The sequence below is a fragment of the Bradyrhizobium sp. SHOUNA76 genome (genome assembly GCF_023006445.1).
Lineage (GTDB): Bacteria > Pseudomonadota > Alphaproteobacteria > Rhizobiales > Xanthobacteraceae > Bradyrhizobium.
In genome coordinates this window covers 1-13,391 of the sequence record NZ_JALBHA010000004.1, presented here as the reverse complement: position 1 = coordinate 13,391, position 13,391 = coordinate 1, and the positions used below count along the sequence as shown (strand labels likewise).

At 63.9% G+C, this 13,391-nt stretch carries 18 protein-coding genes; 17 read left to right on the top strand and 1 reads right to left on the bottom strand.

Going from position 1 to position 13,391, the window contains the following annotated elements:
• Positions 1–11: 11 nt before the first annotated feature.
• From rpsH to MOV74_RS01315, 15 genes are all read left to right on the top strand, one after another.
• Positions 12–410: a 30S ribosomal protein S8 gene (gene rpsH, locus MOV74_RS01385; RefSeq protein WP_246916889.1), complete on the top strand. Its 399-nt coding sequence runs from the start codon at positions 12–14 to the stop codon at positions 408–410.
• A 16-nt stretch (positions 411–426) separates the two neighbouring features.
• Positions 427–960, top strand: coding sequence for a 50S ribosomal protein L6 (gene rplF / locus MOV74_RS01380; RefSeq protein WP_246916886.1), 534 nt, complete (start codon positions 427–429; stop codon positions 958–960).
• Between the two features lie 11 nt (positions 961–971).
• Positions 972–1,334 (top strand): 50S ribosomal protein L18, encoded by a 363-nt coding sequence (gene rplR / locus MOV74_RS01375; RefSeq protein WP_007603036.1) that lies wholly within the window; start codon positions 972–974, stop codon positions 1,332–1,334.
• A gap of 44 nt (positions 1,335–1,378) precedes the next feature.
• Entirely contained in the window at positions 1,379–1,972 is a 594-nt protein-coding gene (gene rpsE / locus MOV74_RS01370; protein ID WP_025036985.1) for a 30S ribosomal protein S5, read from the top strand.
• A gap of 25 nt (positions 1,973–1,997) precedes the next feature.
• Positions 1,998–2,204 carry a 50S ribosomal protein L30 gene (rpmD, locus tag MOV74_RS01365; RefSeq protein ID WP_212248998.1) on the top strand — a complete coding sequence of 69 codons (207 nt, stop codon included), beginning with the start codon at positions 1,998–2,000 and terminating at the stop codon, positions 2,202–2,204.
• A 75-nt stretch (positions 2,205–2,279) separates the two neighbouring features.
• Positions 2,280–2,765 (top strand): 50S ribosomal protein L15, encoded by a 486-nt coding sequence (gene rplO / locus MOV74_RS01360; RefSeq protein ID WP_011088136.1) that lies wholly within the window; start codon positions 2,280–2,282, stop codon positions 2,763–2,765.
• 148 nt (positions 2,766–2,913) lie between these two features.
• Entirely contained in the window at positions 2,914–4,245 is a 1,332-nt protein-coding gene (secY, locus tag MOV74_RS01355; protein ID WP_246916884.1) for a preprotein translocase subunit SecY, read from the top strand.
• A 268-nt stretch (positions 4,246–4,513) separates the two neighbouring features.
• Positions 4,514–5,419 (top strand): adenylate kinase, encoded by a 906-nt coding sequence (locus tag MOV74_RS01350; RefSeq protein WP_246916881.1) that lies wholly within the window; start codon positions 4,514–4,516, stop codon positions 5,417–5,419.
• A 184-nt stretch (positions 5,420–5,603) separates the two neighbouring features.
• On the top strand, positions 5,604–5,972 hold the full coding sequence (rpsM, locus tag MOV74_RS01345) for a 30S ribosomal protein S13 (protein WP_008549231.1): 369 nt from the start codon (positions 5,604–5,606) through the stop codon (positions 5,970–5,972).
• Between the two features lie 123 nt (positions 5,973–6,095).
• Entirely contained in the window at positions 6,096–6,485 is a 390-nt protein-coding gene (gene rpsK / locus MOV74_RS01340; RefSeq protein WP_007603045.1) for a 30S ribosomal protein S11, read from the top strand.
• A gap of 111 nt (positions 6,486–6,596) precedes the next feature.
• On the top strand, positions 6,597–7,628 hold the full coding sequence (locus MOV74_RS01335) for a DNA-directed RNA polymerase subunit alpha (RefSeq protein WP_094895375.1): 1,032 nt from the start codon (positions 6,597–6,599) through the stop codon (positions 7,626–7,628).
• Positions 7,629–7,793: 165 nt separating this feature from the next.
• On the top strand, positions 7,794–8,210 hold the full coding sequence (gene rplQ / locus MOV74_RS01330) for a 50S ribosomal protein L17 (protein ID WP_018322277.1): 417 nt from the start codon (positions 7,794–7,796) through the stop codon (positions 8,208–8,210).
• A gap of 166 nt (positions 8,211–8,376) precedes the next feature.
• The gene (locus tag MOV74_RS01325) at positions 8,377–8,733 is read left to right on the top strand and encodes a c-type cytochrome (RefSeq protein ID WP_258719477.1); all 357 of its coding nucleotides are present in this window, start codon (positions 8,377–8,379) and stop codon (positions 8,731–8,733) included.
• Between the two features lie 206 nt (positions 8,734–8,939).
• Positions 8,940–9,728, top strand: a complete 789-nt coding sequence (locus MOV74_RS01320) for an SDR family NAD(P)-dependent oxidoreductase (protein ID WP_246916875.1) — start codon at positions 8,940–8,942, stop codon at positions 9,726–9,728.
• A gap of 8 nt (positions 9,729–9,736) precedes the next feature.
• Entirely contained in the window at positions 9,737–10,033 is a 297-nt protein-coding gene (locus MOV74_RS01315) for a DUF1330 domain-containing protein (RefSeq protein WP_246916873.1), read from the top strand.
• A gap of 110 nt (positions 10,034–10,143) precedes the next feature.
• On the opposite strand, the gene MOV74_RS01310 is transcribed toward MOV74_RS01315, so the two are convergent.
• Positions 10,144–11,157: a zinc-binding alcohol dehydrogenase family protein gene (locus tag MOV74_RS01310; protein ID WP_246916870.1), complete on the bottom strand. Its 1,014-nt coding sequence runs from the start codon at positions 11,155–11,157 to the stop codon at positions 10,144–10,146.
• A gap of 121 nt (positions 11,158–11,278) precedes the next feature.
• On the opposite strand from MOV74_RS01310, the gene MOV74_RS01305 reads away from it, so the two are divergent.
• Together MOV74_RS01305 and MOV74_RS01300 are read left to right on the top strand one after the other, a co-directional pair.
• A complete protein-coding gene (locus MOV74_RS01305; RefSeq protein WP_246916867.1) occupies positions 11,279–11,656 on the top strand; it encodes a helix-turn-helix domain-containing protein in 378 nt (125 codons plus the stop codon).
• A 214-nt stretch (positions 11,657–11,870) separates the two neighbouring features.
• Positions 11,871–13,277 carry a DegQ family serine endoprotease gene (locus MOV74_RS01300; RefSeq protein WP_246916864.1) on the top strand — a complete coding sequence of 469 codons (1,407 nt, stop codon included), beginning with the start codon at positions 11,871–11,873 and terminating at the stop codon, positions 13,275–13,277.
• Positions 13,278–13,391 lie beyond the last annotated feature (114 nt).

Below are 13,391 nucleotides of genomic sequence, written 5' to 3'. Positions count from 1 at the left end.
GGGTCGTTTAGATGTCTACGCACGATCCAATCAGCGATCTGATCACCCGTATCCGCAACGCGCAGATGCGCTCCAAGAACAAGGTCTCCACGCCTGGTTCGAAGATGCGCGAGAACGTGCTCGAAGTCCTCAAGTCCGAGGGCTACATCCGCGGTTACGCCACGCTCGAGCATTCCTCGGGCCGCAGCGAGATCGAGATCGAGCTGAAGTATTTCGACGGCGAGCCCGTCATCCGCGAGATCGAACGTGTCTCCAAGCCCGGGCGTCGTGTCTACGCCTCGGTGAAGAACCTGCCGCGGGTCAACAACGGGCTCGGCATTTCGGTGTTGTCGACGCCGAAGGGGATCATGGCCGACCACAGCGCGCGTGACGCGAATGTGGGCGGTGAAGTCCTCTTCACGGTGTTCTGAGAAGGATTTTTGATCCATGTCACGAGTTGGCAAAAGGCCTGTTCCGGTTCCGTCGGGAGTGACCGCGACCGTTGATGGGCAGACCGTCAAGATGAAGGGCCCGAAGGGCCAGCTTCAGTTCGTCGTCCATGACGACGTCGAGGTGAAGCTCGAGAACGGCCAGGTGAAGGTGAACCCGCGGGTCGAGACCAACCGCGCGCGCGCGCTGTACGGTACCGCTCGCGCCCAGGTCGCGAATCTGGTCGAAGGCGTCACCAAGGGCTTCGAGAAGAAGCTTGAGATCACCGGCGTCGGTTACCGCGCCGCGATGCAGGGCAAGAACCTGCAGCTCGCGCTCGGCTACAGCCACGACGTGGTCTACACGATCCCCGAGGGGATCACGATCACCGTGCCGAAGCCGACCGAGATCACGGTGACAGGCAGCGACATCCAGCGTGTCGGCCAGGTCGCGGCCGAGATCCGCAGCTATCGCCCGCCGGAGCCCTACAAGGGCAAGGGCGTGAAGTATGTTGGCGAATTCATCTTCCGCAAGGAAGGCAAGAAGAAGTAACGGAGCCGGTCATGTCCAAAGCCAAGGTTACCAATGCCCGGCGCAAGCGGAGTGTGCGGCTGAAGCTGCGCCGCTCCGGCGGTGGTCGTCCGCGTCTGTCGGTGTTCCGCTCGTCCAAGCACATCTACGCCCAGGTCATCGACGACCTGAAGGGCGAGACGCTGGCCTCGGCCTCGTCGCTCGAGAAGTCGATGCGCGACGGCGGGAAGACCGGTGCCGACATCGATGCGGCGAAGGCGGTCGGCAAGCTGCTGGCCGAGCGCGCCGCCGAGAAGGGCGTCAAGGAAGTCGTTTTCGATCGCGGCAGCTACCTCTATCACGGGCGCGTCAAGGCTCTGGCCGACGCGGCGCGTGAGAGCGGGCTGAGCTTCTAACGGAATTTGAGGATTGAGGCGTAAGCCTCTGAAGGATTGGAAAAATGGCAGAACGCGAACAGCGTGGTGGACGCGATCAACGCGGCGGCGGACGTGAACGCAGGGAGCGCGAGGAGCGCGACAGCGAGTTCGTCGACAAGCTCGTCCACATCAACCGCGTGGCCAAGGTCGTCAAGGGCGGCAAGCGCTTCGGTTTCGCAGCGCTGGTCGTGATCGGCGATCAGAAGGGCCGCGCCGGCTTCGGTCACGGCAAGGCGCGCGAAGTGCCCGAGGCGATCCGCAAGGCAACCGAATCCGCCAAGCGTAACCTGACCCGCGTGTCGCTGCGCGAGGGCCGCACCCTCCATCACGACATCGCTGGCCGTCATGGCGCGGGCCGCGTCTACCTGCGTGCAGCTCCGGCCGGTACCGGGATCATCGCCGGCGGTCCGATGCGCGCCGTGTTCGAGACGCTCGGCGTCCAGGACGTGGTGGCGAAGTCGATCGGCTCGTCGAACCCGTACAACATGGTGCGCGCGACCTTCGACGCGCTGAAGCATCAGGATTCGCCGCGCTCGGTCGCTGCCCGCCGCAACATCAAGGTGTCCACCCTCCAGTCTCGCCGTATCGGCGGCGACGCCGAGGCGGCTGCCGACTAACGGAAGCTTTTCGGAGTAGACTCCCATGGCCAAGAGTGCCGTTACGACCGCAAAGACGATCAAGCTCGAGCAGACCGGCAGCGCGATCCGCCGCCATCACTCGCAGCGCTCGACGCTGATCGGGCTCAAGCTCAACAAGATCGGCCGCACCAGCGAACTGCCGGATACCCCGGCGGTCCGCGGCATGATCGAGAAGGTTCACCATCTCGTCCGCATCGTCGACGAGAAGTAAGCAAAGGCGCATGATCCCGAAGAGCGGGCACCGTTTTTCGGCGAAGATCGTGCGCAAGACACAAGGAGAAGGGCGATGAAGCTCAGCGATATCGCCGACAACGCCGGCTCGCGCAAGAAGCGTATGCGCGTCGGCCGCGGCATCGGTTCGGGCAAGGGCAAGCAGTCCGGCCGCGGCGGCAAGGGCCAGACCGCCCGTTCGGGCGTGCGCATCAAGGGTTTCGAAGGCGGTCAGATGCCGATGCATCGCCGTCTGCCCAAGCGCGGCTTCAACAACATCTTCCGCGTCGAGTTCGCCGAGATCAATCTCGACCGGCTCCAGGAAGCGGTCGATGCCAAGAAGATCGACGCCGGCAGCGTCGTGAACGTCGAGGCCCTGGTGAAGGGCGGCGTGCTGCGCCGCGCCAAGGGCGGCCTGCGGCTGCTCGGCCGTGGCGAGCTCAAGTCCAAGCTCAACATCGAGGTGCACGGCGCCACCAAGACCGCGATCGCCGCGGTCGAGAAGGCCGGCGGTTCGGTGAAGATCCTCGCCCCTGCCAAGGAAGAAGGCGAGGCGGCGTAACAACTGCGTCATTGGCCCGCGGCTCGCGGGCCTTTACGCATGCGGGACGTGGACTTATCGAAGCCGAGCCCCAGATAATGTCCGGCGTCCGCGAGAGTAGCCCGGCCGCGGGCATGACGGCGCAATAGGCGGCGGGAGAAAGTCCAAGATGGCCTCTGCAGCGGAACAACTGGCAGCCAATCTCAATTTCGGTGCGTTTGCCAAGGCTGACGAACTGAAGAAGCGCATCTGGTTCACCCTGGGTGCGCTGCTCGTTTATCGGCTCGGGACCTACATCCCGCTCCCCGGCATCGATCCCAATATCTGGGAGCAGGTGTTCCGTTCCCAGGCGGGCGGCATCCTCGGCATGTTCAACATGTTCGCCGGCGGCGGCATCCACCGCATGGCGATCTTCGCGCTGAACATCATGCCGTATATCTCGGCCTCGATCATCATCCAGCTCCTCACCACCGTCTCGCCGCAACTCGAGGCGCTGAAGAAGGAAGGCGAGTCCGGCCGCAAGCTGCTGAACCAGTACACCCGCTATCTCACCGTGATCCTGGCCGCGTTCCAGTCCTACGGTATTGCGGTGGGTCTCGAGGGCGCCGGCAACGTCGTCAGCGACCCCGGCATGTTCTTCCGGCTGTCCACCGCGATCACGCTGACCGGCGGCACCATGTTCCTGATGTGGCTGGGCGAGCAGATCACCTCGCGCGGCATCGGCAACGGCATCTCGCTGATCATTCTCGCCGGCATCGTCGCCGAGCTGCCCGCCGCGCTCGCCAACATGCTCGAGCTCGGCCGTCAGGGCGCGATGTCGACCGGCCTGATCCTGGTCGTCATCATCATGGCGGTCGCCGTGATCGCCTTCATCGTGTTCATGGAGCGCGCGCAGCGCCGCCTCTTGATCCAGTATCCGAAGCGTCAGGTTGGCAACAAGATGTTCGAGGGCCAGTCCTCGCATCTGCCGCTCAAGCTCAACACCTCGGGCGTGATCCCGCCGATCTTCGCGTCCTCGCTGCTGCTGCTGCCGACTACGGTTGCGAACTTCAACGCGGGCAGTGGGCCGGAATGGTTCCAGTGGATCACCACCCAGCTCGGCCACGGCCGTCCGCTGTTCCTGATCATGTATCTGGCGCTGATCGTGTTCTTCGCCTTCTTCTACACCGCGATCGTATTCAACCCGACCGAGACCGCGGACAATCTGAAGAAGCACGGCGGCTTCATTCCGGGCATCCGTCCCGGCGAGCGCACCGCGGAATATATCGACTACGTGCTCTCGCGCGTCACCGTGTTAGGTGCGGTCTATCTGGCGATCGTCTGCTTGATCCCGGAGATCCTGATCTCCTACGCCTCGGTGCCGTTCTACTTCGGCGGCACCTCGCTGCTGATCGTCGTCAGTGTCACCATGGACACCGTGGCGCAGGTGCAGGGCTATCTGCTGGCGCATCAGTATGAAGGCCTGATCCGCAAGTCGAAGCTGCGCGGCCGCCGCCGCTAAATGCCTTCTCTCGGCGGCGCCAATGCGCCGCCGATTCGCGGCGCGAGCAATGTGCGACGCCGGCTGCGCCGTCAGCGAGCCACCGGCTGCGTCGGCAGAGCTGCTCTCACTGCGCCGCAATCCCTGATTTCAAAGCCTCCTTGGCGTCCGCCCATTCGCTCCCTTATGATATGGGTAGCGGTGCGGCGCTGATTGTGGTTTGCACCGTTCTTGATCTTCAAACACAGGTGCGCGACGTATCGCTCACCAATCGGGGGGGCGTACGCCGATGAGAATTATACTTCTGGGACCGCCGGGGTCGGGCAAGGGGACCCAGGCGCAACTCTTGGTGCAGCGCTATGGCATCGTCCAGCTCTCGACCGGCGAGATGCTGCGCGCGGCGGTTGCGGCGGGAACGCCGGTCGGGCTGAAGGCCAAGGAGATCATGGCCAGCGGCGGCCTCGTGCCCGACGAGGTCGTGGTCGGAATCATCTCCGACCGAATCGACCAGCCGGATGCCAAAAACGGTTTCATCCTCGACGGCTTCCCGCGCACCGTACCGCAGGCCGAGGCGCTGGACGAGTTGCTCAAGCATAAGCACCTCAAGCTCGATGCCGTCATCGAGCTCCGCGTCAACGAGAGCGCGCTGCTGAGCCGCGTCGAGACTCGCGTCGCCCAGATGCGTGAGCGCGGGGAGGAGGTCCGACTCGACGACACCCCGGAGGTCCTGACCAAGCGGTTAGCCAGCTACCGCAACCAGACGGAACCGCTGATTCACTACTATTCCGAGCGGCGGAAGCTCTCGACCATCGACGGTATGATGGCCATCGACGAGGTCACCCGCGCCATCCATCGGCAGCTGCTGGCGCTGGGCGCTGTCGAGCCGAAGACCCGCGCCAAAAGCGCAGCCAAGGCGGCGCCGGCCAAGAAGGCCAGGGCGGGCAAGACGGCGAGCAAGGCGGCGACCAGGAAAACAGCCAAAAAGCCGGCGGAAACGGCCAGAAAACCCGCCAAATCGGCTAAAAAGGCAGCCAAGACGGCGGTGAAGGGCTCCAAGAAGGCGGCCAAGAAAGCCGGCAAGAAGACCGTCAAGAAAGCAGCGAAAAAGGCAGCCCAAAAGACCGCCAAGAAGGCAGTCAAAAAGGGTGCCAGGAAGGCTGCAAAAAAGGTCACGAAAAAGCGAGCCAAGCGCTAGCAGCGGTTGACGAAAGCCCCTGGAATCCCTTAATAAGCCCCGCATCCAAGTCGGATAGTTTCAGACGATGCCGGGCCCCAGGAAGACCGGGGGTGGGCGTCGTGTTCGCGTTTGTGAACACCTGCCCGAGAACACAAGCACTTAAGCCCGATCCTGACGAGGATCGGCGACAGGAGAGAAGGCCGTGGCCCGTATTGCCGGCGTGAACATTCCCACCAACAAGCGCGTGCTGATCGCGCTCCAGTACATCCATGGCATCGGTCAGAAGATCGCCGGTGAGATCCTGGAGAAGGTGAAGATCCCCGTGGATCGTCGCGTCAATCAGCTCAGCGATGCCGAAGTGCTCCAGATCCGCGAAGTGATCGACCGCGACTATCTCGTCGAGGGCGACCTGCGTCGCGAGGTCGGCATCAACATCAAGCGTCTGATGGACCTCGGCTGCTATCGCGGCCTGCGTCATCGTCGCGGTCTGCCGGTGCGCGGCCAGCGCACCCACACCAATGCGCGCACGCGCAAGGGCCCGGCGAAGGCCATCGCCGGCAAGAAGAAGTAAGTTTTCGAATCCAAATCGCGGCGTGTGGCGAACAGGGATGACCCGTTCGCCACGCGCCTTTCGTTCCACAGGTGTAGCCGCTGGCATTACGGCGGCGTTTGAGATCTTCAGGAAAGGTACTCCATGGGCAAGGAAGCCACCCGCGTTCGTCGTCGTGAGCGCAAGAACATCGCCTCCGGCGTCGCGCACGTGAATTCGTCGTTCAACAACACGACCATCACCATCACCGACGCGCAGGGCAACACGATTGCCTGGTCTTCCGCCGGCACGATGGGCTTCAAGGGCTCGCGCAAGTCGACCCCGTACGCCGCGCAGGTTGCCGCCGAAGACGTGTCCAAGAAGGCGCAGGAGCACGGCATGCGCACGCTCGAAGTCGAAGTCGCAGGTCCCGGTTCGGGCCGCGAATCGGCGCTCCGCGCGCTCCAGGCCGCAGGCTTCACCGTCACCTCGATCCGTGACGTGACTACGATCCCGCACAACGGTTGCCGTCCCCGCAAGCGTCGGCGCGTTTGATACGAAATTGCGGGCGCATCGGCGCCCGCGATTGTTTTTTGCAAAGCCGCGGGAATGACCTGCGGCCTTTCTCCAACGCCAGTATCTGCAATCGCAGTATGACTGGCCTGTATGGGTGAAACAGTGACGATCCAGAAAAATTGGCAAGAACTGATTCGACCGAACAAGCTCCAGGTGCAGCCCGGCAGCGATCCCTCGCGTTTCGCGACCATCGTCGCCGAGCCGCTCGAGCGCGGCTTCGGCCAGACGCTCGGCAACGCGCTGCGCCGCATCCTGCTCTCCTCGCTCCAGGGCGCAGCGGTGCAGTCGGTGCACATCGACGGCGTGCTGCACGAGTTCTCCTCGATCGCGGGCGTCCGTGAGGACGTCACCGACATCGTGCTCAACATCAAGGACATCTCGATCAAGATGCAGGGCGAAGGCCCCAAGCGTATGGTCGTGAAGAAGTCCGGCCCGGGCGTCGTCACCGCTGGCGACATCCAGACCGTCGGCGACGTCGTCGTGCTCAACCCGGATCTGCAGATCTGCACCCTCGACGAAGGCGCCGAGATCCGCATGGAGTTCACGGTCGCCACCGGCAAGGGCTACGTGCCCGCCGAGCGCAACCGTCCCGAGGATGCGCCGATCGGCCTGATCCCGGTCGACAGCCTGTACTCGCCGGTCCGCAAGGTCTCCTACAAGGTCGAGAACACCCGTGAGGGCCAGATCCTCGACTACGACAAGCTGACCATGACGATCGAGACCAACGGCGCGCTGACGCCGGATGACTCCGTGGCTTACGCCGCGCGCATCCTGCAGGATCAGCTCAACGTGTTCGTCAACTTCGAAGAGCCGCGCAAGGAAGTCGCCCAGGAGATCATCCCGGACCTCGCCTTCAACCCGGCCTTCCTCAAGAAGGTGGACGAGCTCGAGCTGTCGGTGCGTTCGGCCAACTGCTTGAAGAACGACAACATCGTCTACATCGGCGACCTCGTGCAGAAGAGCGAAGCGGAAATGCTCCGCACCCCGAACTTCGGCCGCAAGTCGCTCAACGAGATCAAGGAAGTGCTGGCCCAGATGGGTCTGCATCTCGGCATGGAAGTACCGGGCTGGCCGCCGGAGAACATCGACGAGCTCGCCAAGCGCTTCGAGGATCACTACTGAGTATTTCGTCATTCCGGGGCGGTCCGTAGGACCGAACCCGGAATCTCGAGATTCCGGATCGACGCTTCGCGCCGTCCGGAATGACGACCGGGCGAACGCAGGCAGCCCACCTGAGCAACATGTCCGACGAACCGTCGCGGCAGTTTTTACGTAAGGAATAGTCACATGCGTCACGGCAAGGTTCATCGGAAGCTCAACCGCACTGCCGAGCATCGCCGCGCGATGTTCGCCAATATGTGCGCCGCGCTGATCAAGCACGAGCAGATCGTCACCACGCTGCCGAAGGCGAAAGAATTGCGCCCGATCGTCGAGAAGCTGGTCACCCTCGGCAAGAAGGGCGGGCTGGCCATGCGCCGCCAGGCCATCTCCGAGATGCGCGACAAGGACCAGGTCAAGAAGCTGTTCGACGTTTTGGCGCCCCGCTACAAGGACCGCCAGGGCGGCTACACCCGCATCATCAAGGCCGGCTTCCGCTACGGCGACAACGCCGCGATGGCCGTGATCGAGTTCGTCGATCGCGACGTCGATGCCAAGGGCCAGGACTCCGGTCCGGTGCAGGAGAAGGAAGCCGAGGCGGCGTAAGCCGACCGGCATTGGGTTTTCAGAAAGCGGCGCCCCTGGGCGCCGCTTTTTTGTATGGCGCAACGGCATCTCATGCTGCGCGTCGTTTTGTTGAACGCATTCCGGGCGGGGGCCCTCATGAGGATTGTGTTTGGATTCGTGTTGGCGCTGCTGATGTCGCCGGCCGCTGGCGAAACGCTGGTCGAGCGCGCGCGGCCGTTATCTGTTGACCATTGCCCATTGCCTGGAATGCCATACGCCGGAAGGCCCGTCCGCCGTCCACGATTTCGCCGCAGCGAGCGGCAAGGGCGGCCGGACGTTCAGGGGGCCGTGGGGGGAGTCCGTCTCTCCCAACATCACCCCCGATCGAGCGATCGGCCTGGGCCAATGGAGCGACGACGAAATCAAACGTGCGATTACGCAAGGCATCGCGCGCGATGGTCACAAGCTCAAGCCGCCGATGGCCTATGCTGCCTATGCCAGCATGACGGCCCAGGATCTCGATGCGATCGTCGCCTTTCTCAGGACGCTGCCGCCGCGATGACGGACCCGTAGGGTGGGCAAAGGCGCGCTCTTCGCGCGCCGTGCCCACCATGGGTCTAGCACCGTCTCGAAATGGTGGGCACGCTCCGCTTTGCCCACCCTACGATTCCTCCGTTGTGGCGGCCGATCCTCACGCGTCGGTGAGTGGCGATTGCATCCGTCTGCGCTGCGCACGATATCCGCACCAGCTTCAAATGGAGATGACGCATGAACATCGACCTTTCCGGAAAGACCGCGCTCGTGACCGGCTCGACCGCCGGCATTGGCCACGCCATTGCGAAGGGTCTCGCCGCTTCAGGCGCCAGCGTTGTGATCAATGGCCGCGGCCAAGACAAGGTCGATGCCGCCGTACGCAAGCTGGAAGGGACGGGCGCCAAGGTGCGCGGCATCGCCGCCGACGTCTCGACTGCCGCAGGCTGCAAGGCGCTCGTTGCGGCGCTGCCGGACGTCGACATCCTCATCAACAATGCCGGCATCTTCGAGCCGAAGGACTTTTTCGACATCCCCGACGAGGACTGGAGCCGCTTCTTCGAGGTCAACGTCATGAGCGGCGTGCGGCTGTCGCGCGCCTATATGCAAGGCATGCTCAAGCGCAATTGGGGCCGCATCGTCTTCATCTCCTCGGAGTCCGGGCTCAACATTCCCGTCGAGATGATCCACTACGGCATGAGCAAGACGGCCCAGCTCTCGGTCGCGCGGGGCCTGGCGCAGCTCACCCGCGGCACCGGCGTCACCGTCAATTCCGTGCTGCCGGGCCCGACCATGTCGGAGGGCGTCGAGACCTTCGTGAAGGATCTCGCGAAGCAAAACGGACAATCCGTGGACGAGGCCGCGGCCAATTTCGTCAAGCAGCATCGCCCGAGCTCGTTGATTCAGCGCTTCGCCAGCGTCGACGAGATCGCCAACATGGTGGTCTACGTTGCTTCGAAGCAGGCGTCTGCCACCAACGGCGCGGCGCTGCGCGCGGAAGGCGGCATCGTCAACACGATCGCCTGAGGCCGTGTATGACAGCCTACGCAATTTCCGAGGTCGAGATGCGCGATCCCGACGGATTTGAGGCCTATCGGACGCTCGCCGCGAAGACGATCGCGCAGTACGGCGGGCACTATCTCGTCCGTGGCGGCAAAGCCGAACTGGCGGAGGGCAATCTTCCGCCGAAGGCCATCGTGATCGTCGAATTCCCGTCGATGGCGAGGCTGAAGGAATGGTACGCCTCGCCGGAATATGCCGAGGCGCTCAAGCTGCGGCAGACGGCGCTGGAGCGGCGGCTGCTATTCGTCGAGGGCGGGGCTCGAACGTAGCTGCCGTAGGGTGGGCAAAGTGTAGCGTGCCCGCCACCTCGAGTGCATGTTGAGAAGATTGTGGTGGGCACGGCGCAAGTGCGCCTTTGCCCACCCTGCGAGTCCTTCGCCTACCACCCCTCCAGCACGATCTTGCCGCGCGACTTGCCGCTCTCGAGCAGCGCATGCGCGCGCTTGAGGTTGGCGGCGTTGATCGTACCGAAAGTCTGGTCGAGCGTCGTGCGCAGCACGCCCTTGTCGATGAGGTCGGCGACGTCGTTCAGCAGATGATGCTGCGCGATCATGTCCGCCGTCTGGAACGAGGAGCGCGTGAACATCGATTCCCAGTGGACCGAGATCGCCTTGCCCTTGAACGTGCTCATGGTGAACTCCGGGGGATCGTCGATCAGGCCGAACCGGCCCTGCGGCGCCATCAACTCGGCGATCGCCTTGTAGTGCTGGTCGGTGAAGGTGAGGCTCGCCACCAGCGCGACCGGCGGCAGCTTCAGCTTCTCGATCTGCTCCTTCATCGGCTTGCCATGATCGACCACCGCATGCGCGCCGAGATCGAGGCACCATTTTTGCGATTCCGGCCGCGTCGCGGTCGCGAGCACCGTCAGCCCGGTGAGGCGGCGGGCAAGCTGGATCAGGATCGAGCCGACGCCGCCGGCGCCGCCTGTGATCAGCAGCGTGCGCGGATCGACGCTCTTGCCCGGCACCGCGCCGAGCCGGTCGAATAGCAGCTCCCATGCCGTAATGGAGGTGAGGGGAAGGGCGGCGGCCTGCGCGAACGACAGGCTCTTCGGCTTGTTGCCGACGATGCGTTCGTCGACCAGATGGAATTCGGCATTGGTGCCTTGGCGCAGGATCGAGCCAGCGTAAAACACCTCGTCGCCCGGCTTGAACAACGTAACCTCGGGGCCGATCGCATCGACCACGCCGGCCGCGTCATAGCCCAGGATCTTCGTCTCACCCTCGGGCGGGGCGGCGCGCTTGCGCACCTTGAAATCGACCGGATTGGCGGAGATCGCCTTCACGGCGACGCGGATGTCGCGTCCCTTGGGATCTGGCTTGGCGGTCTCGAAATCGAACAACGCGTCCTGATCCTCGATCGGAAGCGATTTCTTGTAGCCGACGGCCTTCATGGCTTGTCTCCATCAGATGGCGTGCTCGCCTGCCGTCCTAACTGTCGCTATAGCTCCGATTTGGCAAGTACTGTAAATTCGGGGATATAGTCCCTGTTTGGATACTATTGGGAAAACACGCATGAAACGGCGAGACTTTGCCCGTCGTCCCGGCTGTTCGGTCGAGGCGACGCTGGATCTGATCGACGGCAAGTGGAAGGGCGTGATCCTCTATCATCTGCAAGACGGCACCCAGCGCTTCGGCGAACTGCGCCGCCGGATGCCCGGCATCACCCAGCGCATGCTGACGAAACAGCTTCGCGCGCTGGAGGAGGACAAGCTCGTCATTCGCAAGGTCTATGCGGAAGTGCCGCCGCGCGTGGAGTATTGTCTCTCCGAGCTCGGCGAGAGCCTCAAGCCGGTGATCGATATCCTAAAGGCTTGGGGCGAGAGCCATCAGCAGCGATTGTCCTGTGCACCAGCGCCGGTCGTCGTGAAGAAGCCGAAGCGCGCGGCGTGACGCCGATGCGCGCGGCGGATGTTCTCGCCGCGGTCGAAATATTGCGGCACGTCGCCAATGCACATCATGCCAATCCAGCCCTCGGGCCAATTGCCGATTCGCACGCTCAGCTTGCATCCCGGACACACCGGAAAGGGCCCCGAATTGCCGCCCGGCGCCCTTCTATTGAGGGACGAACGCGCCTATATTCCGGCGTCTTTTCCAAGAGGTAGGAATGTTCCGATCGACCTGGACCGCCGCCGTTACGGCATTGTGCATAGGCTTTTCCGCCCACTTCAATCCGGCTGCGGCGCAGGACCGCCGCGTCCCGTCCTCGCCGGCCGAACTGCGGCTGTCCTATGCGCCGATCGTGCAGCGGGTGCAGCCGGCTGTGGTCAACGTCTATGCCGCCAAGGTGGTGCAGAACCGCAATCCGCTGCTCGATGACCCCATCTTCCGCCGCTTCTTCGGCGTGCCTGGCCAGCAGCCTGAGCAGATGCAGCGCTCGCTCGGCTCGGGCGTCATCGTCGATGCCTCCGGCCTCGTCGTCACCAACGTCCATGTCATCGAAGGCGCGGACCAGGTGAAGGTGTCGCTGTCGGACAAGCGCGAGTTCGAAGCCGAGATCCTGCTGAAGGATTCCCGCACCGATCTTGCCGTACTCCGCCTGAAGGACACGAAGGAGAAGTTCCCGACCCTCGATTTCACCAACTCCGACGAGTTGCTGGTCGGTGACGTCGTGCTCGCGATCGGCAATCCCTTCGGCGTCGGGCAGACCGTGACCCACGGCATCATCTCGGCGCTCGCGCGCACCCAGGTCGGGATCACCGACTACCAGTTCTTCATCCAGACTGACGCTGCGATCAATCCCGGCAATTCCGGCGGCGCGCTGGTCGACATGAGCGGCAAGCTCGCCGGCATCAACACCGCGATCTATTCGCGCTCCGGCGGCTCGCAAGGAATCGGCTTTGCGATCCCTGCCAACATGGTGCGCGTCGTCGTCGCCTCCGCCAAGAGCGGCGGCAAGGCGGTGAAGCGGCCGTGGCTCGGGGCAAAGTTGCAGGCGGTGACGCCGGAGATCGCCGAGAGCCTCGGCTTGCGTTCGCCGACAGGTGCGCTGGTCGCGAGCGTGGTCTCGAACGGCCCCGCGGCGAAGGCCGGCCTGAAATCCTCCGATCTCATCATCGGGATCGACGGCCAGACCGTGGATGATCCCAACGCTTTCGATTATCGCTTCGCCACCCGTCCGCTCGGCGGCACCGCGCAGATCGACGTGCAGCGGGGCGGCAAGCCGCTCAAGCTGGCGGTGGCGCTGGAGACCGCTCCCGATACGGGACGCAACGAACTCGTCGTCACCGCGCGCTCTCCGTTCCAGGGAGCGAAGGTCTCGACCATCACGCCGGCGGTCGCCGACGAACTGCATCTTGACGCCGATACCGAGGGTGTTGTGATCACCGATCTCGGCGGCGACAGTGCGGCCGCGAATGTCGGCTTTCAGAAGGGCGACATCATTCTCGCGGTCAACAACCAGAAGATCAGCAAGACCGGTGACCTCGAAAAGGCGGCCGGCGAGCGCCCGAGGATCTGGCGCATCACGCTGGTGAGGGGCGGCCAGCAGATCAACGTCACGCTGGGCGGATGAGTCCGAAGCGACCACAGGAGACGCCAACTCTCTTTGCCGCGGCGGGGCTCGACCACGATGCCCCGCATCCGCTGCCGGACCGGCTGCGCCCGCGCGCGCTGTCGGAGGTCGTCG

Coding starts and splice junctions, on each gene's coding strand:
- rpsE (WP_025036985.1), top strand. CDS start 1,379: ATGGCAGAACGCGAACAGCGTGGTGGACGCGATCAACGCGGCGGCGGA.
- MOV74_RS01310 (WP_246916870.1), bottom strand. CDS start 11,157: ATGAAGGCCGTCGGCTACAAGAAATCGCTTCCGATCGAGGATCAGGAC.
- secY (WP_246916884.1), top strand. CDS start 2,914: ATGGCCTCTGCAGCGGAACAACTGGCAGCCAATCTCAATTTCGGTGCG.
- rplO (WP_011088136.1), top strand. CDS start 2,280: ATGAAGCTCAGCGATATCGCCGACAACGCCGGCTCGCGCAAGAAGCGT.
- MOV74_RS01305 (WP_246916867.1), top strand. CDS start 11,279: ATGAAACGGCGAGACTTTGCCCGTCGTCCCGGCTGTTCGGTCGAGGCG.
- rpsK (WP_007603045.1), top strand. CDS start 6,096: ATGGGCAAGGAAGCCACCCGCGTTCGTCGTCGTGAGCGCAAGAACATC.
- MOV74_RS01320 (WP_246916875.1), top strand. CDS start 8,940: ATGAACATCGACCTTTCCGGAAAGACCGCGCTCGTGACCGGCTCGACC.
- MOV74_RS01350 (WP_246916881.1), top strand. CDS start 4,514: ATGAGAATTATACTTCTGGGACCGCCGGGGTCGGGCAAGGGGACCCAG.
- MOV74_RS01300 (WP_246916864.1), top strand. CDS start 11,871: ATGTTCCGATCGACCTGGACCGCCGCCGTTACGGCATTGTGCATAGGC.
- rplF (WP_246916886.1), top strand. CDS start 427: ATGTCACGAGTTGGCAAAAGGCCTGTTCCGGTTCCGTCGGGAGTGACC.
- MOV74_RS01315 (WP_246916873.1), top strand. CDS start 9,737: ATGACAGCCTACGCAATTTCCGAGGTCGAGATGCGCGATCCCGACGGA.
- rpmD (WP_212248998.1), top strand. CDS start 1,998: ATGGCCAAGAGTGCCGTTACGACCGCAAAGACGATCAAGCTCGAGCAG.
- rplQ (WP_018322277.1), top strand. CDS start 7,794: ATGCGTCACGGCAAGGTTCATCGGAAGCTCAACCGCACTGCCGAGCAT.
- rpsH (WP_246916889.1), top strand. CDS start 12: ATGTCTACGCACGATCCAATCAGCGATCTGATCACCCGTATCCGCAAC.
- rplR (WP_007603036.1), top strand. CDS start 972: ATGTCCAAAGCCAAGGTTACCAATGCCCGGCGCAAGCGGAGTGTGCGG.
- MOV74_RS01335 (WP_094895375.1), top strand. CDS start 6,597: ATGGGTGAAACAGTGACGATCCAGAAAAATTGGCAAGAACTGATTCGA.